This is a genomic window from Nocardioides cavernae, from assembly GCF_013410035.1.
Classification (GTDB): domain Bacteria; phylum Actinomycetota; class Actinomycetes; order Propionibacteriales; family Nocardioidaceae; genus Nocardioides; species Nocardioides cavernae_A.
This window is the reverse complement of the sequence record NZ_JACCBW010000002.1, coordinates 483,314-509,250: the sequence shown is the minus strand read 5'-3', so window position 1 is coordinate 509,250 and position 25,937 is coordinate 483,314. Positions and strand designations below refer to the sequence as shown.

The 25,937-nt window shown below is 73.2% G+C and carries 31 protein-coding genes; 16 read left to right on the top strand and 15 right to left on the bottom strand.

Annotated features, from left to right (window positions below; translation table 11 throughout):
• Positions 1-31: 31 nt before the first annotated feature.
• Positions 32-1,342 carry a DUF5667 domain-containing protein gene (locus tag F4692_RS09990; RefSeq protein WP_179619512.1) on the top strand — a complete coding sequence of 437 codons (1,311 nt, stop codon included), beginning with the start codon at positions 32-34 and terminating at the stop codon, positions 1,340-1,342.
• Between the two features lie 9 nt (positions 1,343-1,351).
• On the opposite strand, the gene F4692_RS09985 is transcribed toward F4692_RS09990, so the two are convergent.
• From F4692_RS09985 to F4692_RS09965, 5 genes are all read right to left on the bottom strand, one after another.
• Positions 1,352-2,461, bottom strand: a complete 1,110-nt coding sequence (locus F4692_RS09985; protein ID WP_179619511.1) for a lysophospholipid acyltransferase family protein — start codon at positions 2,459-2,461, stop codon at positions 1,352-1,354.
• On the bottom strand, positions 2,454-3,428 hold the full coding sequence (locus F4692_RS09980) for an NAD-dependent epimerase/dehydratase family protein (RefSeq protein WP_179619510.1): 975 nt from the start codon (positions 3,426-3,428) through the stop codon (positions 2,454-2,456). The genes F4692_RS09985 and F4692_RS09980 overlap by 8 nt, the downstream gene beginning before the upstream one ends.
• Positions 3,429-3,441: 13 nt before the next feature.
• On the bottom strand, positions 3,442-3,543 hold the full coding sequence (locus F4692_RS09975; RefSeq protein WP_008356322.1) for a 30S ribosomal protein bS22: 102 nt from the start codon (positions 3,541-3,543) through the stop codon (positions 3,442-3,444).
• A gap of 93 nt (positions 3,544-3,636) precedes the next feature.
• Positions 3,637-3,855 carry a helix-turn-helix domain-containing protein gene (locus F4692_RS09970; RefSeq protein WP_179619509.1) on the bottom strand — a complete coding sequence of 73 codons (219 nt, stop codon included), beginning with the start codon at positions 3,853-3,855 and terminating at the stop codon, positions 3,637-3,639.
• Between the two features lie 158 nt (positions 3,856-4,013).
• Entirely contained in the window at positions 4,014-5,195 is a 1,182-nt protein-coding gene (locus F4692_RS09965; protein ID WP_179619508.1) for an acetoin utilization protein AcuC, read from the bottom strand.
• A 117-nt stretch (positions 5,196-5,312) separates the two neighbouring features.
• Here F4692_RS09965 and F4692_RS21815 point away from each other — a divergent pair, with 117 nt between their 5' ends.
• Genes F4692_RS21815 through F4692_RS21805 form a run of 3 tightly spaced genes read left to right on the top strand, consistent with a single transcriptional unit; the run spans position 5,313 to position 6,625 of the window.
• The gene (locus tag F4692_RS21815; protein WP_179619507.1) at positions 5,313-5,732 is read left to right on the top strand and encodes a hypothetical protein; all 420 of its coding nucleotides are present in this window, start codon (positions 5,313-5,315) and stop codon (positions 5,730-5,732) included.
• A gap of 4 nt (positions 5,733-5,736) precedes the next feature.
• Positions 5,737-5,934 (top strand): DUF393 domain-containing protein, encoded by a 198-nt coding sequence (locus F4692_RS21810; RefSeq protein WP_218858385.1) that lies wholly within the window; start codon positions 5,737-5,739, stop codon positions 5,932-5,934.
• Between the two features lie 10 nt (positions 5,935-5,944).
• Positions 5,945-6,625 (top strand): TetR/AcrR family transcriptional regulator, encoded by a 681-nt coding sequence (locus tag F4692_RS21805; protein ID WP_308645242.1) that lies wholly within the window; start codon positions 5,945-5,947, stop codon positions 6,623-6,625.
• A gap of 60 nt (positions 6,626-6,685) precedes the next feature.
• Here the strand turns inward: F4692_RS21805 and F4692_RS09945 are convergent, their stop codons facing one another.
• The 4 genes from F4692_RS09945 to F4692_RS09930 form a co-directional block, all read right to left on the bottom strand.
• Entirely contained in the window at positions 6,686-7,297 is a 612-nt protein-coding gene (locus F4692_RS09945; protein ID WP_179619506.1) for a hypothetical protein, read from the bottom strand.
• Positions 7,284-7,790 carry a SigE family RNA polymerase sigma factor gene (locus F4692_RS09940; RefSeq protein ID WP_308645241.1) on the bottom strand — a complete coding sequence of 169 codons (507 nt, stop codon included), beginning with the start codon at positions 7,788-7,790 and terminating at the stop codon, positions 7,284-7,286. The genes F4692_RS09945 and F4692_RS09940 overlap by 14 nt, the downstream gene beginning before the upstream one ends.
• 64 nt (positions 7,791-7,854) lie before the next feature.
• Positions 7,855-8,655 (bottom strand): pyrroline-5-carboxylate reductase, encoded by an 801-nt coding sequence (gene proC, locus F4692_RS09935; protein WP_179619505.1) that lies wholly within the window; start codon positions 8,653-8,655, stop codon positions 7,855-7,857.
• 28 nt (positions 8,656-8,683) lie between these two features.
• On the bottom strand, positions 8,684-9,619 hold the full coding sequence (locus tag F4692_RS09930) for a proline dehydrogenase family protein (RefSeq protein WP_218858384.1): 936 nt from the start codon (positions 9,617-9,619) through the stop codon (positions 8,684-8,686).
• A gap of 108 nt (positions 9,620-9,727) precedes the next feature.
• Between F4692_RS09930 and F4692_RS09925 the strand changes: the two genes are divergently transcribed.
• On the top strand, positions 9,728-10,108 hold the full coding sequence (locus tag F4692_RS09925; protein ID WP_179619504.1) for a hypothetical protein: 381 nt from the start codon (positions 9,728-9,730) through the stop codon (positions 10,106-10,108).
• Here the strand turns inward: F4692_RS09925 and F4692_RS09920 are convergent.
• The 5 genes from F4692_RS09920 to F4692_RS09900 all read right to left on the bottom strand — a co-directional run bounded on the left by F4692_RS09920 (position 10,089) and on the right by F4692_RS09900 (position 14,051).
• Positions 10,089-10,826 carry an ABC transporter permease gene (locus tag F4692_RS09920; RefSeq protein WP_179619503.1) on the bottom strand — a complete coding sequence of 246 codons (738 nt, stop codon included), beginning with the start codon at positions 10,824-10,826 and terminating at the stop codon, positions 10,089-10,091. The two genes, F4692_RS09925 and F4692_RS09920, sit on opposite strands and share 20 nt — an antisense overlap.
• A gap of 64 nt (positions 10,827-10,890) precedes the next feature.
• Positions 10,891-11,601, bottom strand: a complete 711-nt coding sequence (locus F4692_RS09915; protein ID WP_179619502.1) for an ABC transporter ATP-binding protein — start codon at positions 11,599-11,601, stop codon at positions 10,891-10,893.
• A gap of 118 nt (positions 11,602-11,719) precedes the next feature.
• On the bottom strand, positions 11,720-12,313 hold the full coding sequence (locus tag F4692_RS09910; protein WP_179619501.1) for a TetR/AcrR family transcriptional regulator: 594 nt from the start codon (positions 12,311-12,313) through the stop codon (positions 11,720-11,722).
• Positions 12,310-13,104 carry a sugar phosphate isomerase/epimerase family protein gene (locus tag F4692_RS09905; RefSeq protein WP_179619500.1) on the bottom strand — a complete coding sequence of 265 codons (795 nt, stop codon included), beginning with the start codon at positions 13,102-13,104 and terminating at the stop codon, positions 12,310-12,312. The genes F4692_RS09910 and F4692_RS09905 overlap by 4 nt, the downstream gene beginning before the upstream one ends.
• Positions 13,105-13,106: 2 nt before the next feature.
• Positions 13,107-14,051, bottom strand: coding sequence for a Ppx/GppA family phosphatase (locus tag F4692_RS09900; protein WP_179619499.1), 945 nt, complete (start codon positions 14,049-14,051; stop codon positions 13,107-13,109).
• A 26-nt stretch (positions 14,052-14,077) separates the two neighbouring features.
• On the opposite strand from F4692_RS09900, the gene F4692_RS09895 reads away from it, so the two are divergent.
• From F4692_RS09895 to F4692_RS09850, 10 genes are all read left to right on the top strand, one after another.
• Positions 14,078-14,854: a DUF3109 family protein gene (locus F4692_RS09895; protein ID WP_179619498.1), complete on the top strand. Its 777-nt coding sequence runs from the start codon at positions 14,078-14,080 to the stop codon at positions 14,852-14,854.
• 67 nt (positions 14,855-14,921) lie between these two features.
• The gene (locus F4692_RS09890) at positions 14,922-16,142 is read left to right on the top strand and encodes an inositol-3-phosphate synthase (RefSeq protein WP_179619497.1); all 1,221 of its coding nucleotides are present in this window, start codon (positions 14,922-14,924) and stop codon (positions 16,140-16,142) included.
• Positions 16,139-17,011: an SCO3242 family prenyltransferase gene (locus F4692_RS09885; RefSeq protein WP_179619496.1), complete on the top strand. Its 873-nt coding sequence runs from the start codon at positions 16,139-16,141 to the stop codon at positions 17,009-17,011. The genes F4692_RS09890 and F4692_RS09885 overlap by 4 nt, the downstream gene beginning before the upstream one ends.
• Positions 17,008-17,889 (top strand): sugar phosphate isomerase/epimerase family protein, encoded by an 882-nt coding sequence (locus F4692_RS09880; RefSeq protein WP_179619495.1) that lies wholly within the window; start codon positions 17,008-17,010, stop codon positions 17,887-17,889. The genes F4692_RS09885 and F4692_RS09880 overlap by 4 nt, the downstream gene beginning before the upstream one ends.
• Positions 17,886-18,539 carry an EboA domain-containing protein gene (locus F4692_RS09875; RefSeq protein ID WP_179619494.1) on the top strand — a complete coding sequence of 218 codons (654 nt, stop codon included), beginning with the start codon at positions 17,886-17,888 and terminating at the stop codon, positions 18,537-18,539. The genes F4692_RS09880 and F4692_RS09875 overlap by 4 nt, the downstream gene beginning before the upstream one ends.
• A 2-nt stretch (positions 18,540-18,541) precedes the next feature.
• Positions 18,542-19,423: a TatD family hydrolase gene (locus F4692_RS09870; RefSeq protein ID WP_179619493.1), complete on the top strand. Its 882-nt coding sequence runs from the start codon at positions 18,542-18,544 to the stop codon at positions 19,421-19,423.
• Between the two features lie 3 nt (positions 19,424-19,426).
• Complete coding sequence (gene eboE / locus F4692_RS09865; RefSeq protein ID WP_179619492.1) at positions 19,427-20,596, top strand: metabolite traffic protein EboE; 1,170 nt, start codon at positions 19,427-19,429, stop codon at positions 20,594-20,596.
• A gap of 40 nt (positions 20,597-20,636) precedes the next feature.
• Positions 20,637-22,007 carry an alkaline phosphatase family protein gene (locus F4692_RS09860; RefSeq protein ID WP_308645240.1) on the top strand — a complete coding sequence of 457 codons (1,371 nt, stop codon included), beginning with the start codon at positions 20,637-20,639 and terminating at the stop codon, positions 22,005-22,007.
• 58 nt (positions 22,008-22,065) lie between these two features.
• A complete protein-coding gene (locus F4692_RS21160; protein WP_257029742.1) occupies positions 22,066-22,704 on the top strand; it encodes a VOC family protein in 639 nt (212 codons plus the stop codon).
• On the top strand, positions 22,701-23,384 hold the full coding sequence (locus F4692_RS09850) for a class I SAM-dependent methyltransferase (RefSeq protein WP_257029741.1): 684 nt from the start codon (positions 22,701-22,703) through the stop codon (positions 23,382-23,384). Before F4692_RS21160 ends, F4692_RS09850 begins: the two co-directional genes overlap by 4 nt.
• Before the next feature lie 18 nt (positions 23,385-23,402).
• Here F4692_RS09850 and F4692_RS09845 read toward each other — a convergent pair whose 3' ends face one another.
• Entirely contained in the window at positions 23,403-24,446 is a 1,044-nt protein-coding gene (locus F4692_RS09845; protein ID WP_179619490.1) for a LacI family DNA-binding transcriptional regulator, read from the bottom strand.
• A 487-nt stretch (positions 24,447-24,933) separates the two neighbouring features.
• Here F4692_RS09845 and F4692_RS20705 point away from each other — a divergent pair, with 487 nt between their 5' ends.
• Positions 24,934-25,896 (top strand): ankyrin repeat domain-containing protein, encoded by a 963-nt coding sequence (locus F4692_RS20705; protein ID WP_218858383.1) that lies wholly within the window; start codon positions 24,934-24,936, stop codon positions 25,894-25,896.
• Positions 25,897-25,937: the final 41 nt, after the last annotated feature.

Below are 25,937 nucleotides of genomic sequence, written 5' to 3'. Positions count from 1 at the left end.
GATCCACCAGCAGTGAGACAGGACCAGCGCGATGACACCCCCCTTCTCGGCACGCCGCCGTGCCGACGAGTTCGAGGCGCTCCTCTCCCGAGGCCCCGACGCACCCCTCACCGAGCGTGACGCGGCGCAGTTCGCCGCGCTGCTCGAGGTCGTCTCCGACCTCCGCGCCCTGCCCGACGTCGCCCCGCGGGCGGAGTTCACCTCGTCGCTGCGCGAGCGCCTGATGGCCGAGGCCGACACCGTCCTGGTCAGCCAACCCGCCGCGCCGCAGCGCCTCGCACTCCCGGCCACCTCCCGCTCGCGCAACCGACGCCTCGGCGCGCTCCTCGGTGGCGCGGCCCTCGTCGGCACGGCCGCCACGATGGCCGTGGCCTCCCAGACCGCCCTTCCCGGCGAGTCCCTCTACGGCGTCAAGCGCGGCATCGAGTCGGCCGAGGTCCGCCTCGCCCCCGACGACGCCGCCCGCGGCCGTACGCTCCTCGCGCAGGCCGACACCCGCCTCACCGAGCTCGAGGAGCTCGCCGCCGGCGAGGTGGCCGGACGCGAGGAGCTGATCCCCGACACGCTCGACTCCTTCACGCAGCAGTCCACCGACGGGGTGCGCAGCCTCATCGACTCCTACGAGTCGGGTGGCTCCGACCGCGAGGCCCAGGCGGCGCGCGACTTCACCGCCCGGAGCATGGAGCGCCTCGACGAGCTGCAGGGCCAGGTGCCCGAGAGCGCGCGTGAGCAGCTCGTCGCCGCCGGCCTCACGTTGAGCGACCTCGACCAGGAGGTGAGCAGCGTCTGCGTGTCCTGCGCGGGGGGGATCACGGTCGTGCCGGACTTCCTCCTGACGAGCGCGCCCCAGGACCTGATGAGCGGCCTCGACGTCGACGGGGTCCAGCTCGAGGGCGCCCCGATCTCCGGTCAGGACCTCACCGGCATCACCGTGCCCCAGGCGCTGGCCCCCGAGCAGGTCCTGCCCACCAAGAACCCGACGCCGGGCCTGCCCACCCCGAGCTCGCTCGCGCCGACGCAGAACCAGGCCCCGAGCCCGACGCCGACCCCGACCCAGCCCGTGAAGCCGAGCCCCACCTCGCCGGTCAAGGACGTCACCCAGGACGTGACGCAGGACATCACCAAGGGGCTCGACGACACCGTCACCACCGTCACCAACACCACCAGTGACCTCGCGAGCCAGCTCAACGGCGTCACGGGCGGAGCCCTCGGCGGGCTCACGTCCGGCGTCGACAACGCCACCGGCGGCCTCATCGGCGAGGTGACCGGCACCCTCGACGGCGCCACGGGTGGGCTGCTCGGCAACGCGACCGGCGGCCTGCTGCCGGGCACCGGCCGCTGACGCGACCGTCTAGCTGAAGACCCCGTCGCGCTCGCGGAGCAGGTCGAAGAGCGTGTGCTGGATCGTCTCGCGCACCTGGTCGGTGACGTTGAAGACGAGCATGGGGTCCTCGGCCTCGGCGGCGTCGTAGGCGTCGGTGCGGATCGGCTCGCCGAACTCGAGGATCCACTTCGACGGGAGCGGCACCATGCCGAGCGGTCCCAGCCAGGGGAAGAACGGCGTGATGGGGATGTAGGGGACGCCCAGCAGCCGCGCCAGCGACGGCACGTTGCCCACGAGCGGGTAGATCTCCTCGGCCCCCACCACGGAGAGCGGGATGATCGGGACGCCGGTGCGCAACGCCGCGGAGACGAACCCGCCGCGGCCGAAGCGCTGCAGCTTGTAGCGCTCGCTGAACGGCTTGCCGATGCCCTTGAAGCCTTCAGGCCACACGCCGACCAGGTCGCCGCCGGACAGCATCCGCTCGGCGTCCTCGACGCAGGCGAGGGTGGCGCCGCTCTTGCGGGCGAGGGAGCTGACCACGGGCATGCGGAACACCAGGTCGGCGCCGAGCGGTCGCAGGAAGCGACCGGTGTGGTCGTGCACGGTCAGCATCGTCATCAGGCCGTCGAGCGGCACGGTGCCGGAGTGGTTGGACACGACGAGGGCGCCGCCGTCGGCCGGGATGTTCTCCAGCCCGCGGACCTCGAGGCGGAACCACTTCTGCGCGATCGGACGCAGTGCAGCCATGAAGAACCGCTCGGTGAGCTCGCGGTCGAAGCCGTAGTCGTCGACCTCGTAGTGGCCCTCGAGGCGGCGACGCACGAACGCCAACAGCTCGGCGAGCCGGCGCTCCCAGTCGGGACCGAACACCTCGTGTGCCGCACCCTGGAGGGCGGCGAGCCACTCGCCGACCGGGATGCCGTCCGGGTCGGGGGTCCGCTCGGCGGTCCGCTCCGTGGTCCGCTCGACGCGAGGCGCGGCCGGTCTCGTCCTCGGGGCGGCCTTCTTCGCGCAGGCCAGGTTGCGCGCGGCCGCGGAGGGACGCGCGCTGCCGGTGCCGCGGCCGGGGCGACCCCCGGTCCCGATCGGGATCACGACGGCGTCCTCGCCGGAGCTGCGCCGGGCTTCCTCAGGCACGAGCGGCTCCTTCCGGGGCGGGCGCGAGCTCGCGGCAGAAGTCCGCGAAGGCCTCCGCCGTGGTGAACCGCGGTTCGAAGCCGAGGACGGTGCGCATCCGGGTGGTGTCCACCCCTCGACCGTAGGTCAGGAACCCCAGCTGCTCGGGGGAGAAGTCGGAGATGCGGGCCTGGCGCATCGTGGCGCCGAGGCGACCGACGGCGAAGCCGGGGAGCGCCACCGACGGCCGGCCGAGACGGCGTACGGCCTGGCTGAGCGTCATGATCCCGTCGCCGGCCACGTTGAAGGTCCCGTGGACGTCGCGGGTCGCCGCGTGCCGCAGCACGCCCATGAGGTCGTCCTCGTGCAGGAACTGCAGGCGCGGGTCGAAGCCGAGCACCCGGGGCACCACGGGCAGCCGGAAGTAGTTGGTGAGGGGGCTCGAGACGTGAGGGCCGATGACGTTGGCCGCGCGGACCATCGTCACGGAGACGTCGGGGCGGCGGCGCGCGAAGCCGCGGACGTAGCCCTCGATCTCGTAGACGTCCTTGGCGTAGCCCGAGGAGGGCAGGCGTTTGGGCCCCATGTCCTCGGTGAACATCGCGGGGTCGCGCGGGCTCGAGCCGTAGACGGTGGTGGTCGACTTCACGACCAGCCGCTCGACGGTCGTCGACTTCTGGCACGCAGCGAGGAGCTGCATGGAGCCGATGACGTTGAGCTCCTTCATCGTCCCGCGACCGCCGGCCGAGCCGGGCGTGGCGATCACGCTCATGTGGACGACGGTGTCGACGTCCTCCTTGGCCAGGACCTTCGCGATGACGGGGTTGCGGATGTCGGCGCGGACGAAGGACACGTCACCGATGTCGCCCCGCGGAGGGACGACGTCGACCCCGATCACTCGCTCGACGGACGGGTCGGCGGCCGCGGCGCGCGCGAAGCGTCGTCCTATGTCCCGGGAGATCCCGGTGACCAGCACGACCCGTCCCATGAGTCGAGGGGTGTTACTTGCCGAGCTTGCGGCGCTGCACGCGCGTCTTCTTGAGGAGCTTGCGGTGCTTCTTCTTGGCCATGCGCTTGCGCCGCTTCTTGATGACAGAACCCACGGATCAGACCTTTCGTTGCGACCGACGCTCGTCGGTCGGACCCGCTCACCCTACTGGGAGGGTGCGCGCAGCCCCGAATCGCCTCCCGTGAGGTCAGCCGGCGTTGTAGAAGCTCTTGCGCAGGTACTCGTTGACGTCGTCCTCGGTGACCCGGAACGAACGGCCGACGCGGACCGCGGGCAGCTCGCCGCCGTGGACGAGCCGGTAGACCGTCATCTTCGAGACGCGCATCTTGGACGCGACCTCGGCAATGGTCAGGAACTGCGCCTCGGACATGTCGCCATGTACGTTTCCAGAGGTGTTCTCAGCCATGGTGTGCACCGATCCTTCTGCGCGGCGACGGCGCCGGCTTCCCCGCCGGCGTCACAGGCGTGCCGCTCTCGAAGAGATTAGGGCTCGTGTGACGCATGGGGAAGAGGAATCACAGAGAAACTTGTGGGACTGGCGGCGTGTCGGGTTGATTCTTTACCTCACGGCAATGGGTCCAGGCCGTGGAGGGGGAACACCTCGGTCCGCGTCGCGTTGATCGCGCGGTCCAGCCAGGCCTCCGGGTCGTAGCCCGCCGACCAGTCGCGGTACGCCGGGGTGCGGCCGTCGGTCATCCGGTGCGGGGCGGTGGCGCCGAGCACCTCCTCGACGTACGCCCGCCAGGCAGGCGGGGTCGGCAGCGACGGGTCGAGCGGGGCGCCCGCAGCGATCGAGAGCAGGTGCGCCCACGCGCGAGGGACGACGTCGACGACCGAGTAGCCACCCCCGCCGGTGACGACCCAGCGACCGTCGGCGACCTCGTGGGCGAGGTCGTGCAGGGCGAGGTAGGCGGCCCGCTGGCCGTCGATGCTGAGCATCATGTGCGCGAGCGGGTCGTTCATGTGGGAGTCGCAGCCGTGCTGGGTGACGAGCACCTGCGGGCGGAACTCGCGCAGCACCGGCGGCACGACGGCGTGGAACGCGCGCAGCCAGCCGGCGTCGGACGTACCGGGCGGCAGCGCCACGTTGACGGCGGTGCCCTCGGCACCCGGGCCGCCGGTGTCGGTCGGGAAGCCCGTGCCGGGGAAGAGCATCTGGCCCGTCTCGTGCAGGGAGACGGTCAGCACGCGCGGGTCGTCCCAGAAGACCTTCTCCACCCCGTCGCCGTGGTGCACGTCGATGTCGACGTAGGCGACCCGCTCGGCGCCGTCCGCGAGGAGCTGGCGGATGCCCACGGCGACGTCGTTGTAGATGCAGAAGCCGCTGGCGCGGTCGGGCATGGCGTGGTGCAGGCCCCCCGCGATGTTGACCGAGTGCAGCGACTCGCCGCTCCACACCTGGCGGAACGCCTCGAGGGTCGCGCCGACCACGTGCGCGCTCGCGCGGTGCATGTCGGCGAACACGGGGTCGTCCTCGGTGCCGAGCCCCCGCGAGGAGTTCTCGTAGCCCGGGGTCGCCCCGGCCTCGGTGACGGCGTCGACGAGCCCCTGCTCGTGCACGGTGAGGATCTGCGCGTCCGTCGCTACGGGGGCGTCGACCCTCTTGATGCCGTCCAGCACCCCGAGCTCGTCGGCCAGTCGCATCGTCAGGTCGACGCGCACCGGGGACATCGGGTGCGTCGGGCCGAAGTCGTACTCGCAGAGCGTCTGGTCGAAGACGACAGACGTCGGACCGGCGCACTCCATGTGCCGGACGTTACTCCCGCCCGCCGCGCGGTCCGACCGGCGGACGAAGTTGAACATGTTCAAGAAAGGCGTTACGGTGACGCCATTCCGTTTTGAACACGTTCAAAGGAGTTCGCCGTGGACTGGACCGCCGCCTCGTACCTCACCTACCTCGCCGTCACCGTGCCGCTCACCGTCTGGGTCGCACGCACCCTGTCGAGCAACGGACGCGTCTTCCTCGAGGACGTCTTCGACGACAACGCCGAGCTCGCCGACGCGATCAACACGCTGCTGGTCGTCGGCTTCTACCTGCTCAACGTCGGCTTCGTCCTGCTCTACCTCCGCACCGGGGAGCTCGTGGTGGACCTGCCGAGCCTGATGGAGGTGGTCAGCCTCAAGGTCGGGGTCGTCATGGTCGTGCTCGGCCTCGTCCACTTCACCAACGTCTACGTCTTCAACGCGATCCGCCGCCGGGTCCGGATGGAGGGACTGCGCACGCCCCCGCTGCGCCCGCAGTACGACCTCGGTCCCGCCGAGCAGCCCGCCTACGGGGGCTGAGGCGGTGCGGCTCACCGTCCTCTACGACGACGGCTGCCCCCTGTGCCGCACCTTCAGCGGCTGGCTCGCCCGGCAGCCGGTGCTGGTGCCGCTCGACCTGGTGCCGGCCGGCTCGGACGCCGCACGGCAGCGGTTCCCGAGGCTCGACCACGGGCCGGCACGTGCACCGACGCGTGCTGCTCGCCGTGACGGCGTCTCCTAGGGTGGCGCGCGTGAGCGAGAAGCGGCCGGCCGGGCGTACGAGCAAGGCGGAGCAGACCCGCGCCGGCATCGTCGACGCCGCGATGTCGCTGTTCCGCTCCGGTGGCTACGACGCCACCACGATGCGCGCGATCGCCGACGAGGCGGGGGTCTCCCTGGGGAGCGCCTACTACTACTTCTCCGGCAAGGAGGAGCTCGTCCAGGCGTTCTACGACCAGCTCCAGGTCGAGCACGCGGAGCGGGCCGGGACGGCGTACGACACCACCGTCTTCGCCGACCGGCTGCGCGCGGTGATGGACGCCTTCCTCGACGTCGCCGCACCGTTCCACGACTTCGGCGGGCAGTTCTTCCGCAACGCCGCCGACCCGCGCTCGCCGCTCTCGCCCTTCTCCGAGCGATCGACGCCGGCGCGCGAGGCGAGCACGGAGCTGTTCCGCCGCGTCGTCGAGGGGTCCGACCTCAAGATCACCCCGGCTCTGCGCGCGGAGCTGCCCGAGCTGCTGTGGCTGCTGCACATGGGCGTCGTCCTGTTCTGGGTCCACGACGACAGCGAGGGCCAGCAGCGGACACGGACCCTGATCGCCGGGATCGTGCCGTTGGTCGACCGGGCCGCGCGGCTGACCCGGCTCCCGCTGGTGCGCGGGCTGGTCGACGACGCGCTCGGGGTCGTACGACAGCTGCGCGGCGCCTGAGACCGGGGAGCCGCGGCCTGCGCCGGGCAGGCCGGTGCTCCCCGATCGCCTACGGCAGCATCAGGACAGCCGGCCGCTCCTCGCGACCTCGGTCATCTGCTCCAGCGACAGGTCCGGCGAGGCGAGGCCGGTCAGCCTGCCGCCCCACCGGACGGGCGACTCGACGACCATGGAGGCGCGCCCGGTCTGGGGGTCCACGCCCACCCACACCTTGGCCGACGCCCCGCTCTCGAGCTCGACGGGCTCCGCCCACGCGGGGAGCTCGTCGAGCGGGTACTCCGCGAGCAGCCCCATCGAGGTGTCGCCCGCCTGCTGCCGGACGGTGAAGGTCATCCCGGCCAGCTCGATCTCCTCGGTCCCGGGGTCCGCGGCGTCGGTCTCGCCCGCCGTCGGAGCGGCCGTCGAGCTGCCCGTCGAGCCGCCCGTCGAGCCGCCCGTCGAGGGCGCGGCGGTCGTCACGTCCCGCGGGGCGGGCGGCGTCGGGTCGTCGACCGACCCGAGCACGAGCACCGCGGCCGCGACGGCACCGACCGTCGGCAGCGCGACCAGGCCGGGACGCGCCCAGGCCGGTCGGGTGCGCGGGCGCGGCGCGGCGCGGTCGTACGTCATGTCGCCCGCGTCGCCGCGGAACGCGTCGCGCAGCTGTCGGGTCAGGTCCTCATCGGTCAGCACGGGTCATCTCCCTCTCGGTTGTCAGTGCGGTCCGGAGTCGCTCCAGGGCCCGCGCGGTCTGTGACTTGACGGTGCCCGTCGAGCACCCGAGGGCGGCGGCGGTGTCGGCGACGCTGAGGTCGTCGAAGTAGCGCAGCACCAGGACCGCCCGCTGGCCGGCCGGCAGCTGCCGCGCGGCGCGCAGGAGCTGGTCCCGGTCGGCCACCCCGTCCCGGACGGGGATCGGCACGTCGTGCTCCAGCGGTGCCTCGTCCGGCCGACGGCGCAGCGCGCGCCAGCGGTCCTTGGCGAGGTTGACCACGACGCGTCGGGCGTACGCCTCTGGCTCGCGCCGCGCGCTCGACCACCTGCGCGCGGTGCGCAGGAGTGCGGTCTGCACCATGTCCTCCGCGTGCCCGCGGTCCCCCGTCAGGAGGTACGCCGTGCGCACCAGCCTGTCCGAGGAACGTCGGACGAACGCGTCGAACGCTGCCTGGTCGGCCCGGGCGATCACGGGGTTCCGTCTCTCGTCACACCCACCAGAACTCCGGCCCACCGGTCGGGGTTGTCGGCGCGCGTCAGGAACCTTCGGCCAGCTCGCGGGAGCGGTTGCGGGCGGCCTCCATGGCGGCGAGGAAGGCGGCGCGGACCCGGTGCACCTCGAGCTCGCGGAGGGCGGAGGCGGTGGTGCCGCTCGGCGAGGTGACCTGCTCGCGCAGCACGACGGGGTGGGTGCCGGTCTCGCGGAGCATCGCGGCCGACCCGACGAGCGTCTGCACCACGAGGTCGGTCGAGGTGGCGCGCGGCAGGCCCAGGTGCACGCCCGCCTCGATCATCGACTCGACGACGAAGAAGATGTAGGCCGGCCCGGAGCCGGAGATCGCGGTGACGGCGTCCATCTGCTTCTCGGGGATCCGCAGGACCTTGCCGGTGGAGGCCATCAGCGACTCGACCTCGGTCAGGTGCGCCTCGTCGCAGTGGGAGCCGGGTGAGATCGCGGCCATGCCCTCGTCGACGAGGGCCGGGGTGTTGGGCATGACGCGGACGACCGCGACGCCGTCGGGCACGCGCGACTCGATGAAGCCCGTCGTGATGCCGGCGGCGAGCGAGACGAGGAGCTGGCCGGCGCGCAGGTCCGGCGCGATCTCGTCGAGGACGTCGCCCATGTCCTGCGGCTTGACGACGAGGGCGACGGTGTCGGCCCGGGCAGCCGCCTCGCGGTTGGAGACGACCGCCACGCCGTAGCGCTCCTCGAGCTCCGTCGCCCGCTCGGACCGCTTCTCGCCGACCATCAGCTGGTCGACGCGGCGGCCGGCGCGGACGAGCCCCGACAGCAGGGTCTCCCCCATCACGCCGGCGCCGATGATCGCTGTGCTCATGCGCCCAACCTACTGCGGGCCGAGGGCGTCAGCTCTTGCTGATCAGCGAGCGGGCGAAGAACGCGAGGTTCTGCGGCTTCTCGGCCAGGCGGCGCATCAGGTAGCCGTACCACTCGGTGCCGTAGGGGATGTAGACGCGCATCGTCTCGCCGGCGGCGGCCAGGCGCTTCTGCTCCTCGGGACGGATGCCGTAGAGCATCTGGAACTCGTAGGTCCCGGGCTGTCGGCCGAAGCGGCTGGCGAGCGAGGACGCGATCTGGACCATGCGCGGGTCGTGGGTGGCGATCATCGGGTAGCCCTGGCCGGCGAGCAGCACCTTGAGGCAGCGCACGTAGGACTTGTCGATGTCGAGCCGGTCCTGGAAGGCGACCTGCTCGGGCTCCATGTAGGCGCCCTTGCACAGGCGCACGCGCGAGCCCTCGTAGGCCAGCGCGCGGCAGTCGGCCTCGGTGCGGTGCAGCATCGCCTGCAGCACGGCGCCGGTCTCGGGGAAGTCCTTGCGCAGCTCGCGCAGGATCGCCAGCGTCGAGTCGGTGGTGGTGTGGTCCTCCATGTCGAGGGTCACCGTGGTGCCGGCGTTGCGGGCCGCGCGGCAGATGTCGCGGGCGTTCTCGAGCGCGACCTTGTGGCCGTTGTCGGGGAGGAACTGGCCGATCGCGCTGAGCTTGACCGATACCTCCGCGTGCGGGGCGAGGCCCTGGGCGGCGAGGTCGGCGAGCACCTCCTTGTAGGCCGCCACGGTGGACTCCGCCTGCGCGGCGTCGGTGGTGTCCTCGCCGAGGTAGTCGAGGGTCACGCGCAGGCCGTCGTCGACGAGCCCGCGGGTCGCGCCCACGGCGTCCGCGGTGGTCTCGCCGGGGACGTAGCTGGTCACGATGCCGCTGGAGACGGGCATCGTGGAGACGAGCTTCTTGACGCCCTGGCTGCGGGCGAGGAGGAGGATCGGCTGGCGGAGCAACGACATGGCGTGAAGGCTACGCCGACCGGACGCCCGGACCTCCACCCCCACCTTCACCGGACCTCCACACCTCCTCCACCCCATCCGACGGCCCGCGGGCCTAGCGTCGGCGGCATGACCCCGACCACCCGTTACGCCCTCGCGCTCGCCGTCTCCGTCGGCACCGTCCTCTTCCTCGTCCTCGGCATCGGAGCCCTCGGCATCGTCGGCGACGGGGACCGTGACGCGATCTACCTGGCGGGCCCCGCCGTGGGGCTGCTCGTCGCGGTGCTGACCCGCTTCCGTCCCCGCGGGATGGTGCTCGCCCTCGGCGCGGCTGCGGTCACCACCGTCGTCGCAGGTGCCGTGGCGGTCGGGATGGTCGCGACGGACGAGGTGGCCGCCTCCATCGCCGACGTGGTGATGCTGACCGGGATGTACGCCGGGCTGTTCGCGGTCGGCGCCTGGCTGTTCAGCCGCGTCGGGTCCGCACCGGTCAGGGCGTCCGGCGCCTGAGCGTCGCCGCCCCGAGGCCGAGCGCCGCGAGGGCGAACAGGCCGACGACCACGACGTCGCGCCAGATCACCGCGGTGTCGGCGGCGCCGACCAGCTCCTGCATCGCGTCGACGGCGTACGACAGCGGCAGCGCGTCGCTGATCGCCTCCAGCACCCCGGGCATCGAGGTGCGCGGCACGAACAGCCCGCACAGCAGGACCTGCGGCAGCACGAAGGCCGGCATGAACTGGACGGCCTGGAACTCCGTGGTGGCGAAGGCGCTGACGAGGAGGCCGAGCGCCGTGCCGAGGACGGCGTCCACCACGGCGACCACGCCGAGCAGCCACACCGAGCCCGCCACCTCGAGCCCGAGCAGGCCGACGCTGACCCCGACGGCGAGCGCTGCCTGCACCGCGGCCAGCAGGCCGAACGCGAGGGCGTAGCCGAGCAGGAAGTCGAGCTTGCCCATCGGCATCGTGAGCAGCCGCTCGAGAGTCCCCGACGATCTCTCGCGCAGCGTCGTCACGCTCGTCACGAGGAACATCACGATGAAGGGGAACATCGCGAGCAGGCCGGGTCCGAAGCGGTCGAACAGGTCACCCGGCAGGTCCTCGAACATCCACCAGAGCAGGCTGATGAGCGCGCACGGGACGACCAGCAGCATCGCCAGCGTGCGGTGGTCCCGGCGCACCTGGGTGAGCACCCGGCCGGCGACGGCGAGGGTGGTGCGGGGGGTCATCTCGGGGTCCCCGCGGGGTTGTTCGGGGGAGCGGAGCGGAGGAGAAGAAGGTCGCGGGGTGAGATCATGCCGCGCCCTCCACGAGGGTGAGGAAGGCCTGCTCGACGTCGGCGGCCCCGGTGCGGGCGCGGACCTCGTCGGGCGAACCGTCGGCGATGATCCGGCCCTCGCGCATGAGGAGCAGCCGGTGGCAGCGCTCGGCCTCGTCCATGACGTGGCTCGACACCAGCACGGCCGCGCCGGCGTCGGCGATCCGGTGGAACAGCCCCCAGAGGTCGCGGCGCAGCACCGGGTCGAGACCGACGGTCGGCTCGTCGAGGACGAGGAGGTCCGGCGTGCCGAGCAGCGCGACCGCGAGGCTCGCGCGGCTGCGCTGCCCGCCGGAGAGCCGGCCGACGACCTGGTCGCGGTGTCCGCCGAGCCCGACGGCGTCGACCGCCTCCTCGACGGCCGCGCGGTCGACGCCGAGCACGCGGGCGAAGAACGCGAGGTTCTCCGCCACGGTCAGGTCGTCGTACACGCTCGCCGCCTGCGTGACGTAGCCGACGCGGGTCCGCAGCGGCCTGCTGCCGGCCGGCTCGCCCAGCACCTCGACGGTCCCCGAGCGCACCTGCTGCGCCCCCACCAGGCAGCGCATCAGGGTGGTCTTGCCGCACCCGCTCGGACCCAGCAGCCCCGTCACCCCCGGCGGGACGTCCAGCGAGATGCCGGGCAGCACCTCGTACGCCCCGCGCACCACGACGAGGTCGCGTACCTCCACGACGTTTTTCATCATGTGTTGAATTGTGCGACGACGGACAGGCCGCGTCAACCCCGTTCAGCGGTGCGTGGGGCACGTTCCGGGTGGCGGGGACATGCCTCACGCACCGCTCGGGCGGCGCAGGGTCGTCCGGCTAGGGCAGGTCGTCGGTGAGGTAGTGCTGGAGGACCGGGCCGATCCGGGCGACGACCTCCTCGGCCGGCATCGCCACCATCGGCGGGATCGCGACGACGTAGCGGGTGACGATCAGTCCCACCACCTGGCTGACGACGAGCGGGACGCGCGCCTCGGGCCGGTCGGCGACGAGGGAGGCGAGCGCCGGCCCGATCACGACGGGGATGAAGGCGTCGCGCACCAGGGCGCCGGTGTCGTCGGACATGATCGAGCGCACCAGCGCGACCAGCGCGGGCTGGACCTCGGGGTCGTCCCACACGCCGAGGAACGTCCGCAGCAGCCGCTCGCCCGCGCCGTCGGGTCCGGCGGCCACGACGGGCGCGAGCACCTCGCGGGGGTCGACCGGGATCTGCAGTGCGGCGACGAAGAGGTCGTCCTTGGTGCCGAAGTAGTGGTGGACGAGCGCGGGGTCCACCCCGGCCGAGGCGGCGACGGCGCGGATCGTCGTGCCCCGGAAGCCCTTCTCGGCGAACGACGCCCGCGCGGCCGCGAGCACCTCCGCGCGGGTGTCGGGCGCGCCCGGTCGACGACCGCGGGACGCGCGGGCGGTCACGGGGTGGTCACTCCGAGGTGCTCCCGGGCGAAGGCGAGCGACTCGGCCAGGTCGCCCTCCCGCTCGGCGCGGTCGGCGGCGCGGCGGGTGTTGATCTCGAGCACGACGTGGCCGGAGAAGCCCGTGCCGGCGAGGTGCTCGAGGAACGCCTGGGCCTTCATCACGCCGCGCCCCGGGACGAGGTGCTCGTCCTTGGCGGACCCGGTGCCGTCGGTGAGGTGGACGTGGCGCAGGTGGTCACCCATCCGCTCGGCCATCTCGATCACGTCGGACCGGGCGATGGCGGCGTGCGAGAGGTCGATCGTGGTGTGGGCGTAGTCCTCCGAGCTGGGGTCCCAGCCGGGGAGGTACATCTCCATGCCGCGGCGCGAGGAAGCCCGCCAGGGGTACATGTTCTCGACGGCGAACGCGATCCCGGTGCGCGCCTCGAGGGACGCGATGCCCTCGACGAAACCGGCGGCGTAGTCCTTCTGCCAGCGGAAGGGCGGGTGCACGACCACGACGTCGGCGCCGACGGCCTGCGCCATCTCGGCGGACTTCTCGAGCTTGACCCACGGGTCGGTGCCCCACACCCGCTGCGTGAAGAGCAGGCAGGGTGCGTGGACCGCGCAGATCGGGACCTGGTGGTGCTCGCTGAGCTTCTGCACCGCGTCGACCTGCTGGCTGAGCGAGTCGATGCCCACCATCACCTCGACGGCGTCGTAGCCGAGCTGCGCGGCCCACCCGAAGGCGTGCGCGGTGGACTCGGGGTAGACCGAGGCGGTGGAGAGGCCGATCAGCGGCGTGACCATCGTCAGCGCGACCTCGTCACGACGGAGATCTGGTCGAGGCGCTCGAGGATCACGCCCTCGCGCAGCGCCCACGGGCAGATCTCGAGCTCGGCGAGGTCGAAGATGTCCATGCAGGCCTCGGCGACGAGCGCGCCGGGCACGATCTGGTGCGTACGGCTGGGGGAGACGCCGGGCAGGTCGGCGAGCTCCTCGTCGGTGAGCTCCATCAGCTTCGGGATCCAGCCCGAGAGGGTCTCCAGCTCGAGCACCCGGCGCACGAGCGGGCCCTCGCCGCTCGGCGCGGCCCCGCAGATGCGGGCCAGCGAGCGGAAGGTCTTGGAGGTCGCCGCCGCCTTGTCGGGCACGCCGGGGCGCAGGAGGTGCCCCGCGTCGCGGGCGATCTCGGCGCGGACCTGCTTGCGCAACTCCTTGACGTCGTCGTCGGACGGGCGCCCCCCGCCGAACCACGACTTCGCCATCCGGGCGGCTCCGAGCGGCAGCGACCACGCCACGTCGGGCGCCTCGTCGGTGCCGCCCGCGATCTCCAGCGAGCCGCCGCCGATGTCGAAGACGGCCAGCCGCCCGGCCGACCAGCCGAGCCAGCGGCGTACGGCCAGGAAGGTCAGGCGGGCCTCGTCCTCACCGGAGAGCACCTCCAGGCGCACCCCGCTGTGCTTCTCGACGTGGTCGAGCACCTCGTCGGAGTTGACCGCGTCGCGGACCGCCGAGGTCGCGAACCCCAGCATCTCCTCGCACCCCTTGTCCTCGGCTATCTCGGTCGCGGAGGCGCAGAAGTCCGTGAGGGCCTCGATGCCCTTCCCGGTCACCGCACCGTCGTCGTCGAGGTGCTCGGCCAGGCGCAGGGGCTGCTTGTGCGAGGAGGCGGGGAGGGGGGCGGCGCCACCGTGCGCGTCCACCACCAGCAGGTGGCCGGTGTTGGAGCCGATGTCGAGGACGCCCAGGCGCATGCCCGCCACGCTACTAGGCTCGTGGTGTGCCCGAAGTCGACCTGGTCTTCCCCCGCGCGTACGTCGAGTTCGCCGATCCCTCCGACGACGACCAGGTGTTCCGGTGCGACCTGACCTGGCTGACGTCGAGCTACCGGTGCATCTTCGGCCAGGGCTGCCAGGGCATCTACGCCGATGCGCCGGACGTCGGGTGCTGCACCCTCGGCGCCCACTTCGCCGACACCGACGACGAGAGGCGCGTGGCGGGGTTCGTCGCCCAGCTCACGCCCGACGACTGGCAGCTCCACCCCGGGCGTACGGTCCGCACGTCCGATTGGATCGAGACCGACGACGACGGTGAGCGCAAGACCTTGGCCGTCGTGGTCGACGACCAGCAGGCCTGCGTGTTCCACAACCGCACCGACTTCGAGTCACCCCTGGGCGGGGGCGCCGGCTGCGCGCTGCACGGGCTCGCGCTGCGGCAGGGGCGCAACCCGCTGGAGACCAAGCCCGACGTGTGCTGGCAGCTGCCGATCAGGCGCCAGTACCGCGCCGTCGAGCGTCAGGACGGCACGTCCTACACCGAGGTCTCGATCGGCGAGTACGACCGGCGCGGCTGGGGGCCGGGCGGTCACGACCTCGACTGGTACTGCTCGGGCAACACCGAGGCGCACGTCGCGCTCGAGCCGGTCTACGTCACGCACGAGGCCGAGCTGGTGGAGCTGATGGGTGCGGAAGGGTATTCCGCGCTGGCACGACACTGCACGGATCATATACGATCCCGTTCTGCGCTCGCGCTGCATCCCGCTGACCCGCACTTTTGAGCGTTCCTCAGTCAAAAGGCCGGGACCCGTCGTTGAAAGTCGGTGTGACGTGCATTACGGTCGACCGGTGGCACCCCCCTCACTCCACGACTCCCCCGACCACCCCGGCTCCGCCAGCCCCAGCGACGTCTCGGGCGGCACGCTCGGCATCTGGTTCGTCGGCGCGCGCGGCTCGCTCGCGACGACGGCGACGATCGGTCTCCACGCCCTCGCGGCCCGGCTGACCGACGAGACCGGCTGCGTCACCGCGCACCCCGACCTCGACGCCCGCGGACTGGCCGCGTGGTCCGACATCGTCGTCGGCGGGCACGACGTCGACACCACGCCGCTCGCCAAGCAGGCCGAGCGGCTCGTCGCGGGCGGCGTCGTCCCCGGCGTGCTCGTGCACCAGGTGGGCGCGGACCTCGAGGCCACCGAGGCACGGCTGCGCAGCGGCGTACGCACCGGGGACTCGCCCGACCAGCGCGCCGACGTCGAGCGGCTGGCCGCCGACGTCCGCGAGTTCGCCGCCGCCGTCGACCGGGTGGTCGTCATCGACGTCTCGAGCACCGAGCCGCCCCACGACGCCGGCGAGGACGCCGCGACCTGGGCCGCACTCGAGGCGGCGTGGGACGCCGGCCGCGCCCCGCTCTCCCCCAGCTCGACCTACGCGTGCGCGGCGCTGCTCGCGGGCGCGCCCTACGTCGCCTTCACCCCGAGCCCGGGCATCGACGTCCCCGCCCTGCGCGAGCTCGCCGACGAGCGCGGGCTGCCCTACGCCGGCAGCGACGGCAAGACCGGCGAGACGCTGGTGAAGTCCGCGCTCGCGCCCATGTTCGCCACCCGCGCCCTCGCCGTGCGCTCGTGGACGTCGATCAACCTGCTCGGCGGCGGCGACGGCTCGACGCTGTCCGACCCGGCCGCCCGGTCGAGCAAGACCGGGACCAAGCGCTCCGGGCTCGAGTCGATCCTCGGCCACGAGGTCCCCGGCCCGATGCACATCGACTACGTCGAGGACCTCGGCGACTGGAAGACCGCCTGGGACCACGTCCGCTTCGACGGCTTCCTCGGCACCCGGATGACCATGCAGTTCACGTGGGAGGGCTGCGACTCCGCCCTCGCGGCGCCGCTCGTCCTCGACCTCGCCCGGCTCACCGCGCGGGCCGTCGCCGCCGGCGAGCGCGGCCCCCTGGGCGCGCTCGGCTTCTTCTTCAAGTCGCCGATCGGCTCCGCGGAGCACCGCCTCGCGACCCAGTGGGACGACCTCGTGGCCTGGTCGCACGCCTGTGCCGAGCGGGTGTCCTCGTGAAGGTCGCCGACCTGGTCGAGCTGACCCGCGCCCCGGCCGCCTTCTCGATCCCCGGTGACGCCTGGTCCGGTGCCGCCCACACGGTCGCGTCCGGCGCGGGCGGTCGCGGGTGGGCGATGCCGCTGGCCTCCGCCTGCCTCTACTGGTCGGGCATGGCCCTCAACGACTGGTGCGACCGCGAGGTCGACGCCGTCGAGCGGCCCGAGCGGCCCATCCCGTCCGGTCGGATCAGTCCCGGAGCCGCCCTCGGCGTCGCCGCCGGCCTCGGTGCCGCGGGGCTCGGCATCGCCGCCCTGCTCGGCGGTCGCTCGGCGCTGGCCGTCTCCGCCCCGCTCGCCCTGATGGTCCTCGCCTACGACGCCGCCGCCAAGGACGCGCCGATCGGCCCGCTCGCGATGGCCTCGACGCGCGGGCTCGACGTCCTCCTCGGTGCGCACGCCTCGCCCGCCGCGGCGTGGCAGCCCGCGCTCGCGATGACCGCCCACACCGCCGGGCTGACCTGGCTCAGCCGCGGCGAGGTGCACGGCACCCGTCCCGAGGTCGCCGCAGCGGTCACCGCCGGGACCGTCGCCGTCGCGGCCGCGACGGCCCACGCCGCCTTCCACGACCCGCAGGCCGGCCGCGCCGCCCGGCTCGCCGGCGTCGGCCTGTCCGGGGCGTACGCCCTCGTCGTGGGCCGCGCCCAGGCGCGCGCCGCGCTCGACCCGACGGCGGACGCCGCGCGTACGGCCACCCGCACCGGCATCGGCGGCTTCTCGCTGCTGCAGGGCGCCTGGCTCGCCCGCCGCGGCAGGCTGGGTGCCGCCGCGGCCGTCGTCGGCGCCGGCCCGGCCTACCGCGCCCTGTCGAAGCGCTGGAGCCCGACGTGACCGGGCGCACGGGTGGCCTCCGGCTCGGCTACGGCAGCAACGGCTTCTCCGGGCACCGCTTCCCCGACGCCTGCGCGGTGATCGCCGGGCTCGGCTACGACGGGGTCGCGCTGACCCTCGACCAGCCGCACCTCGACCCGTTCGCCGACGACGCGGTCGCCCAGACCAGCCGCGCTGCGAAGTCCCTCGCCGACCACGGCCTCGCGGTGGTCGTCGAGACCGGCTCCCGCTTCGTCCTCGACCCGTGGCGCAAGCACGAACCGACGCTGGTCAGCGACGGCGACCGGCAGCCGCGCATCCAGCTCCTCACCCGCGCCGTGCGCATCGCCGCCGACCTCGGCGCGGAGGCGATGTCCTGCTGGTCCGGCGTGCTCCCCGAGGGGGTCTCCTCCGACGAGGGCTGGCGCCGGCTCACCGACGGTCTCGGCCCCGTGCTCGACCTCGCGCAGGAGCTCGACGTCACCGTCTGCTTCGAGCCCGAGCCCGGCATGCACGTCGACACCGTCGACGAGGCCCTCGAGCTGCGGCGCCGGCTCGGCGAGCCCGACCACCTGCGCCTCACCCTCGACCTCGGGCACCTCGTGTGCAACGAGCCGCGCAGCCCCCAGGCGTCGATCGCGATCGCGGGCGACCTGATCGGCAACGTCCAGGTCGACGACATGGTCCGCGACGTCCACGAGCACCTCGAGCTGGGCCAGGGCACGCTCGACCTCGACGCGGTCCTGCGCGCGCTGACGGCCACCGGGTTCTCCGGGCTGGCCAGCGTCGAGCTCCCCCGCCACGCCCACGCCGCCCCCACGGTCGCGGCCCGCCAGATCACGGCGCTGCGGGCCTCGCTCGACCGCATCGCGGACCCCGGCCCGGAAGGAACCGCATGACGGTCGTCGTCGCGCCGCTGGCCGACCACAGTGACATCGAGGCCGCCCTCGACGAGGGCGCCCGCGAGCGGTGGCAGGCCATCCGCACCGAGGTCGCCGACGACCCGAGCCGGCTCGGCCGGGTGTTCCCGGCCAGCGCCCGCACGACCGGACGTGGCCCCCTGCCCGGCCGCGACGACGTGCTCCTCGAGGACGCCGTACGCGTCGACCTGGTCTCGCTCGTCGCCCGACGCGTCGAGCCCGACGCCCTGCTCGACGAGCTGCGCCAGGTCTACCGCTACGGCGACAGCGACGAGAAGCGCGCGGTGCTGCACGCCCTCAACGGCATCGAGCACGCCGAGGCGGGGCAGCTCGACGGCACCGACCTGCTGCTCGACGCCCTGCGGACCAACGACACCCGGCTCGTCGGCGCCGCGATGGGCCCCCACAGCGACCGTCTCGACGCCGACGCGTGGCGCCAGGGCGTGCTCAAGTGCCTGTTCACCGGCGTCCCCGTCTCCGCCGTCACCGGCCTCGCGGAGCGCGCCGACCAGGAGCTCGCCGAGATGGTGCAGCGCTACCGCCGCGAGCGCGAGGCGGCCGGCCGCGACGTACCCCCCGACGTGCAGGCCGTGCTCGACGCCTGCGCCGCCGCCGACCCGAAGGACTGACGATGCGCATCTTCGACCCCCACATCCACATGACCTCGCGCACCACCGACGACTACGAGGCGATGCACGCCGCGGGTGTGCGCGCCCTGGTGGAGCCGGCGTTCTGGCTCGGCCAGCCGCGCACGAGCGTCGGGTCCTTCACCGACTACTTCGACGCCCTCGTGGGCTGGGAGCGGTTCCGGGCGGCGCAGTTCGGCATCGCGCACCACTGCACGATCGCGCTGAACCCCAAGGAGGCCAACGACCCCCGCTGCGCCGAGGTGCTCGACGTGCTGCCGCGCTACCTCGCCAAGGACGGCGTGGTCGCGGTCGGCGAGGTCGGCTTCGACTCGATGACCGTCGAGGAGGAGAAGGCGTTCGTCCGCCAGCTCGAGCTCGCCGTGGAGTTCGGGCTGCCCGCGATGGTGCACACGCCGCACCGCGACAAGGAGCAGGGCACCCGCCGTACGCTCGAGCTGGTCGCCGACTCCGGCCTGGCACCCGGCATGGTCGTCGTCGACCACCTCAACGAGGTCACCGTCGACCAGGTCGACGAGGCCGGCTGCTGGATGGGCTTCTCGATCTACCCCGACACCAAGATGGACGAGCACCGGATGGTCGCCATCCTGCAGCGCCGCGGCCTCGACCGCGTGCTCGTGAACTCCGCGGCCGACTGGGGCCGCAGCGACCCGCTCAAGACCGCGAAGACCGGCGCGGCGATGCTCGCGGCCGGCTTCACCGAGGACGACGTCGACCGCGTGCTCTGGCGCAATCCGGTCGAGTTCTTCGGGCAGAGCGGGCGCCTGCTCCTGCCGGACTCCGTGGACGGCGAGGACACGTCGAGCCCGACGGACGCCGCCGCGACCTTCGAGGGCAACTCGATCCTGCGCGGCTCGCGGGACTGACCGATGCGCCTGCGACACCCCGACGGCACCGTCGTCCACCTCGGCTACGGCACCAACGTGCTGCCCGCCGAGGACGTCGACGGCCTCATCGCCCAGGTGGGGACCTACGGCGACCGCCTGCGCCAGCACCTCGGCACCGACCGCGTCGGGCTGGGCATGTGGCTGCCCGCTGCCGCCGCCCGCCGGCTCGCCTCCGACCTCGACGAGGTCGCGCGGCTCCGCGACGCCATCGACGCCCACGGGGTGGAGATGGTCACCCTCAACGCCTTCCCCTACGCCGCCTTCCAGGACGAGGTCGTCAAGAAGCGCGTCTACCACCCCACGTGGGCCGAGCAGGCTCGCCTGGACTACACCCTCGACGTCGCCCGGGTCCTCGCCGCCCTGATGCCCGAGGACGCCGAGCGCGGCAGCATCTCGACGCTCCCGCTGGCCTGGCGCGCGCCGTGGCTGGCGGACCGCCAGTCGCACGCCGAGCTGCACCTCAAGACCCTCGCCGCGGGGCTGGCCGAGATCGAGGCCGACACGGGGCGGAGGATCCGCGTCGCGTTCGAGCCCGAGCCCGGCTGCGTGATCGAGACGATCGCCGAGGCCGTCGAGCGGCTCGACTCCGCCGACCGCGAGCGCATCGGCGTGTGCCTCGACCTGTGCCACCTCGCAGTCGGCTTCGAGGACGCCACCGACGCCCTCGCCGGCCTCGACGCCGCCGGCCTCGACGTGGTCAAGGTGCAGCCCGCCGCCGCGCTCGTCGTCGACGACCCGGCCGACGCGGACGCACGCGCCGCGCTGACGGCGTACAGCGAGGACAGGTTCCTGCACCAGGTGCGCCAGCGCGTCGGCAGCCGCCTCGCCGCCCGTGACGACCTCCCCGACGCCCTCGGGGGCCGACGGCCGCTCGACGACCGGTCGCCGTGGCGGGTCCACTTCCACGTCCCCGTGCACGCCGACCCCGCGCCGCCGCTGCGCAACAGCCGCGACGACCTGCGGGCCTCACTGTCGGCCCTGCTCGGCGGGGACACCGCCCGCACCGACCACCTCGAGGTGGAGACCTACACGTGGTCCGTGCTCCCCTCCGGCGCCCCCGAGGACGACGACGCCCTCGCCGCCGGGCTCGCCGCGGAGCTCGCCTGGGTCCGCGACGAGCTCGTCGGGCTCGGCCTCACCGCCCTCGACTGACCCCCGCTCCCCCTCTCGGAACAGAACGGACAGGATCCCCGTGGCCCACCCCAAGCTCCTCGTCGTCGACCTCGTCGGCCTCACGCCCGACCTGCTCACCCACATGCCCCGGCTGCGCGCGCTGGCGGAGAAGGGCTCGCAGGCCACCCTCGAGCCGATCCTGCCGGCGGTGACCTGCTCGGTGCAGTCGACGTTCCTCACCGGCCTGCCGCCGTCGGGCCACGGCGCCGTCGGCAACGGGTGGTACTTCCGCGAGCTCGGGGAGGTGTTCCTCTGGCGCCAGCACAACAAGCTCGTCGAGGGCGAGAAGGTCTGGGAGACGATCCGCCGCGAGCGCCCCGACTACACCGTCGCCAACGTCTGCTGGTGGTACGCGATGGGCATGACCACCGACTACATCGTCACGCCGCGGCCGATCTACTACGCCGACGGCAAGAAGGCCCCCGACTGCTACACCCGGCCCGTCGAGCTCCACGACGAGCTGGTCGGCGAGCTCGGCGAGTTCCCGCTCTTCACCTACTGGGGCCCGACGGCCGCGATCACCTCCAGCGAGTGGATCATCGCCGCCACCCGCCGGCTGATGCCGCGCAGCGACCTCACCCTCTGCTACGTCCCGCACCTCGACTACGACCTCCAGCGCTTCGGCCCCGACGCCCCGGAGGCCCGGCAGGCCGCCCGCGACGTCGACGCCGCGCTCGCGCCGCTGCTCGACGACGCCGAGCGCGCCGGCGTGACGGTCCTCGTGCTCTCGGAGTACGGCATCACCGCCGCCGACCAGCCCGTCGACGTCAACCGGATGCTGCGCCGCGCCGGGCTGCTCGAGGTCTACACCCAGGACGGCATGGAGTACCTCGACCCCTGGGCCTCGCGCGCGTTCGCCGTGGCGGACCACCAGGTCGCGCACGTCTACGTCGACGACCCGGCCGACCTCGAGAAGGTCCGCAGCCTGTGCGCCGACCTCCCGGGCGTCGACGAGGTGCTCGACCGCGAGGCCCAGCAGGCGTACGGCCTCGACCACGAGCGCTCCGGCGACCTCGTGCTCGTCGCCGACGAGACGGCGTGGTTCACCTACTACTACTGGCTCGACGACGCGCGGGCGCCCGACTTCGCGAAGGGCGTCGAGATCCACCGCAAGCCCGGCTACGACCCCGCCGAGCTCTTCTTCGACCCCGAGGACCGGGCGGTGAAGCTCAAGGCGGGCCTCACCCTCGCGCGGAAGATGGCCGGTCTGAGGTATGCGATGAAGGTCGTGCCGCTCGACCCGTCCCCGGTCCGCGGCACCCACGGCCGGTTGCCGAAGGACCCGGACGCCGGGCCGATGCTGGTGTGCAGCACGCCGGGCGCCGTCGACGGATCCGTGGCGGCGACCGACGTCCGCGACCTCATCCTGCGGTTGTCCAGCGCCTCTTGACGTCAAGAAACCGGACCCCGGTGTCAAGCCCCGCGGCGAACTGACCCAGAATCTCTGCATGCGCCTGGACCACGTCAGCTTCGCCGCCGGACCTGATGGACTCGCCAGCACCGCCCAGCGCATCGGGGGGCTGCTCGGCACGGACTTCGTCGACGGGGGCATCCACCCGCGCTTCGGCACCCGCAACATGACCCTGCCGCTCGCCGGCGACATCTACATGGAGATCGTCGAGGTGCTCGACCACCCCGCGAGCGACAAGGCGCCGTTCGGCCAGGCCGTCCGCGCCCGGTCCGCGCTCGGTGGCGGCTGGATGGGCTGGGTCGTCTCCGTCGCCGACATCGCGCCCATCGAGTCCCGCCTGGGCCGCGAGGCCGTCAAGGGCAACCGCCACCGCCCCGACGGCACCGAGCTGCTGTGGCAGCAGATCGGCGTCAACGGCCTGCTCTCCGACCCGCAGCTGCCGTTCTTCGTGCAGTGGCACTCGCCCTCCGAGCTGCACCCGAGCGTGGGCGCCACCGGCGACTTCTCGCTGGCCTGCCTGGAGATCGCCGGCGACCCGCAGCGGGTGAGCGAATGGCTCGGCGAGACCGTGGAGGCCCCGCTCGAGGACGTCAAGGTCGAGTGGGTCGCCCCCAACGGCACCCCCGGCATCGTCGCCGTCCAGCTCCAGACGCCCAACGGGCTCGTGCGGATTTGAGGGCTCGGCCCTCCCCCAACATCTGGAACACCCCCGAGCTCTACGAGCTGGAGAACCGCGCCGCCGACCCGCACGACCGGATCGCGACGGCGATGCGCGAGATCGGTGACTGGGCCGGGCGCACCGTCCTCGACGTCGGGTGCGGCAGCGGTTTCCACCTGCCGCTGTGGGCGCGTACGGCGGCGCGGGTGGTCGGCGTGGAGCCGCACCCGCCGCTCGTGGCCCTCGCCCGACGCCGTACGCGGTCCCTGCCCCACGTCTCCGTGCTCGAGGGCGGGGCGCAGGCAATCCCCCTCCCGGACGCCTCGGTCGACGTGGCGCACGCGCGCTGGGCGTACTTCTTCGGACCGGGCTCCGAGCCCGGGCTGCGCGAGCTCGACCGCGTCGTGCGTCGCGGGGGGACGGCGTTCGTGATCGACAACGACCCCACCCGCTCGACCTTCGGCAGGTGGTTCCGGCACGGCTTCCCCGAGGTCGACCCGGTCGCGGTGGAGCGCTTCTGGTCGCTGCACGGCTGGCGTCGCCGGCCGATCGAGATGGGCTGGTCGTTCGCCTCCCGCGAGGACCTCGAGGCCGTCGTCCGGATCGAGCTGCCGCCGGAGGCCGCCGAGGCCGCGCTCGCCGATCACACCGGCACCGAGGTCGACTACGCGGTCAACCTCTGGTTCCGGCACTACTGACCGCGGCGTCCGGTCGGGTCAGCTGGACTCGCGGATCGCGAGCGTGGGCTCGAGGAGGACGCCCCGCTCCTCCACCGGCTGGTGCGTGAGCAGCGCGCGCAGGGCCTTGACGACCTCGACCGCCACGTCCTCGAGCGGCTGGCGCACCGACGTCAGGCCCACCGGGAACACCTGCGCCACCTGCGAGTCGTCGAAGCCGACCACCGCGATGTCACGACCCGGCGCGAGCTGGCGGATCCAGAGCGTGTGCAGCACGCCCATCGCCAGGGTGTCGGACGCGCACACGAACGCCGTGGGCGTGGACTCGTCGAGGAGCACCGCGGCCGCCTCGGCGCCACTGTGCACGACGTCCTCGACGCGCGAGGCGAGGCCGGTCGTGGAGAGGCCGTTGGCGTGCATGGTGCGCAGCCAGCCGGAGCGGCGGTCCTCGCCGATCGGGGAGTCCTTGCGCCAGCCGATCCAGGCGATCCGGGTGTGCCCGCGGTCGATGAGGTGCTGGGTCGCCAGCGCGATGCCGGCGGCGCCGTCGACGTCCACCCAGACGTGGCGCGCCTCGTCGTCGTCCCACGGCCGGCCGAACGCCACGAACGGGGCGCGCTGCTGGCTCAGCCAGGCGGCCTGCGGGTTGCCGAGGTAGGTGTCGGTGACGACGAACGCGTCCACCGCCGTCGAGCGGAGCAGGTTGTCGTAGCCGCCGACCGGGTCCTCGTCGTCGCCCGGGAAGAGCAGGACGTGGTAGCCGGCGACCTCGCTCGCCTCGACCAGCGAGTGCACGAAGCGGTCCATCGCCGCGTTGGCGGTGCCCTCCTGCGCGGGCGCGAAGCGCAGCCCGATGAGCTGGGAGGTGCGGGTCCGGAGGTTGCGGGCGGCGCGGTTGGGCGAGTAGCCGAGCTCGGCGATCGTCTGGCGCACCCGCTCGAGGGTGTCCGGCCGCAGGAGGTCGGGGTTGTTGACCGCGTTGGAGACGGTCTGGCGTGAGACCCCGGCGCGCTCGGCCACGTCGGCAAGGGTCGGCGGCGTGACCGGCAGGTGGTTGCCGTTCCGCTGCTCGCTGCGAGCCATCCCGCCCCCTTGATCGATCCAAGTGGCGTCAGCATAAGCCTGACGACGCGCGGGCACGGAGGTGAACGCCCGGTGAACGCGGAGAGGGCCCTCGCGAGTATGAGTCGCGAGGGCCCTCGGCTGACCGGATCGTGTGACGACCTCCGGTCGACGTCCCGTCGCCGATGATCCCCGCTCCTGCGTCACCCAGTCGCGGCGGACGGGTCGGCCGGGGCCCACCTGTCCGTCAAGGATCCTCGTCTCCGAGTCGCCCCGCCTCCCTGTGACGGTCGGCGTGGGAGAAGTTCTACGCGGTCCTGCGGGGCCTGCGCAAGGGGGTGTGGAAGCGTTTCCTCCCTCCACCGCGCCGTCCACCGGAGGGGGTGCTCACTCCCCAGCCGGGCGGCCGTTCCTCCACAGGTCCGGCGCTCCATCCACAGGTTTTCGCGCCCACCTGTGGAAAGGCGGTCCGGACCGGGCCGTTGGTCCGGGCTGGGAGGATCGGGCCGTGCCGCACCCGTCCCCGCTCCGCCTCGCCGGCCTGCTGTGCTGCCTCGCGGTGCTCACCGCGTGCTCGTCGGACGGGTCCGACCCCGCGGCCCGCACCCTTTCCTCTGACGGGACCTCGACCGTGCCCGACGTGAGCCCCGACCCGGCCACCGGCCCGCCGTCCGACCCGCCGTCCGACCCGCCGTCCGCGCCCACGCCACTGCACGTCGCCGTCGGCGGGGCAACGCCGTCGCCCACCGAGGTCCGGGTGCTGCTCGCCCGCGGCGCGGACGCCGCGGCGACCGATGCGCAGGGCCGGACCGCCGAGGACCTCGCACGCGAGCTCGGGCACGACCGCGTCGCCGCGCTCCTCGCGCGCGCCGACGAGCCGGTCGCCGATCCCCGCGCCGCCCTGCTGCGCGCCGCCTCCGCCGGTGACCCGGACGCCGCGGCGCTGGCCCTGCGGGCGGGCGCGCGCGTGGACGTGCGCGACGAGCGCCGGCGTACGCCCCTGCTCCTCGCCGTCATCGACGACCGGTTGGAGGTGGCCGCGCTGCTCGCCCGTCTCGGTGCGGACCCTGATGCGGTCGACGTCCAGCAGGACTCGCCGTGGCTGGTGACCGGGGTGACCGGCTCGGTGGCGATGGGGCAGCTGCTGCTGCCCCTCGACCCGGACGTCACGCTGCGCAACCGCTACGGCGGGGTGTCGATCATCCCCGCGTCGGAGCGCGGGCACGTCGCCTACGTCCGCTGGGCGCTGCAGCACACCGACGTCGACGTCGACCACGTCAACGACCTGGGCTGGACCGCTCTGCTCGAGGCCGTCGTCCTCGGTGAGGGGACCGAGCGCTGGCAGCGCGTCGTCGGGATCCTGCTCGCCCACGGAGCCGACCCCGACCTGCCCGACCGCGACGGGGTCACCGCCCTGCAGCACGCGCGGGCGCGCGGGTACGACGAGATCGCGGCGCTGCTGTCGCGGTGAGCGTCCGCGCCGGTGTCGGTGGGCTCGCCTAGCGTGGCGCC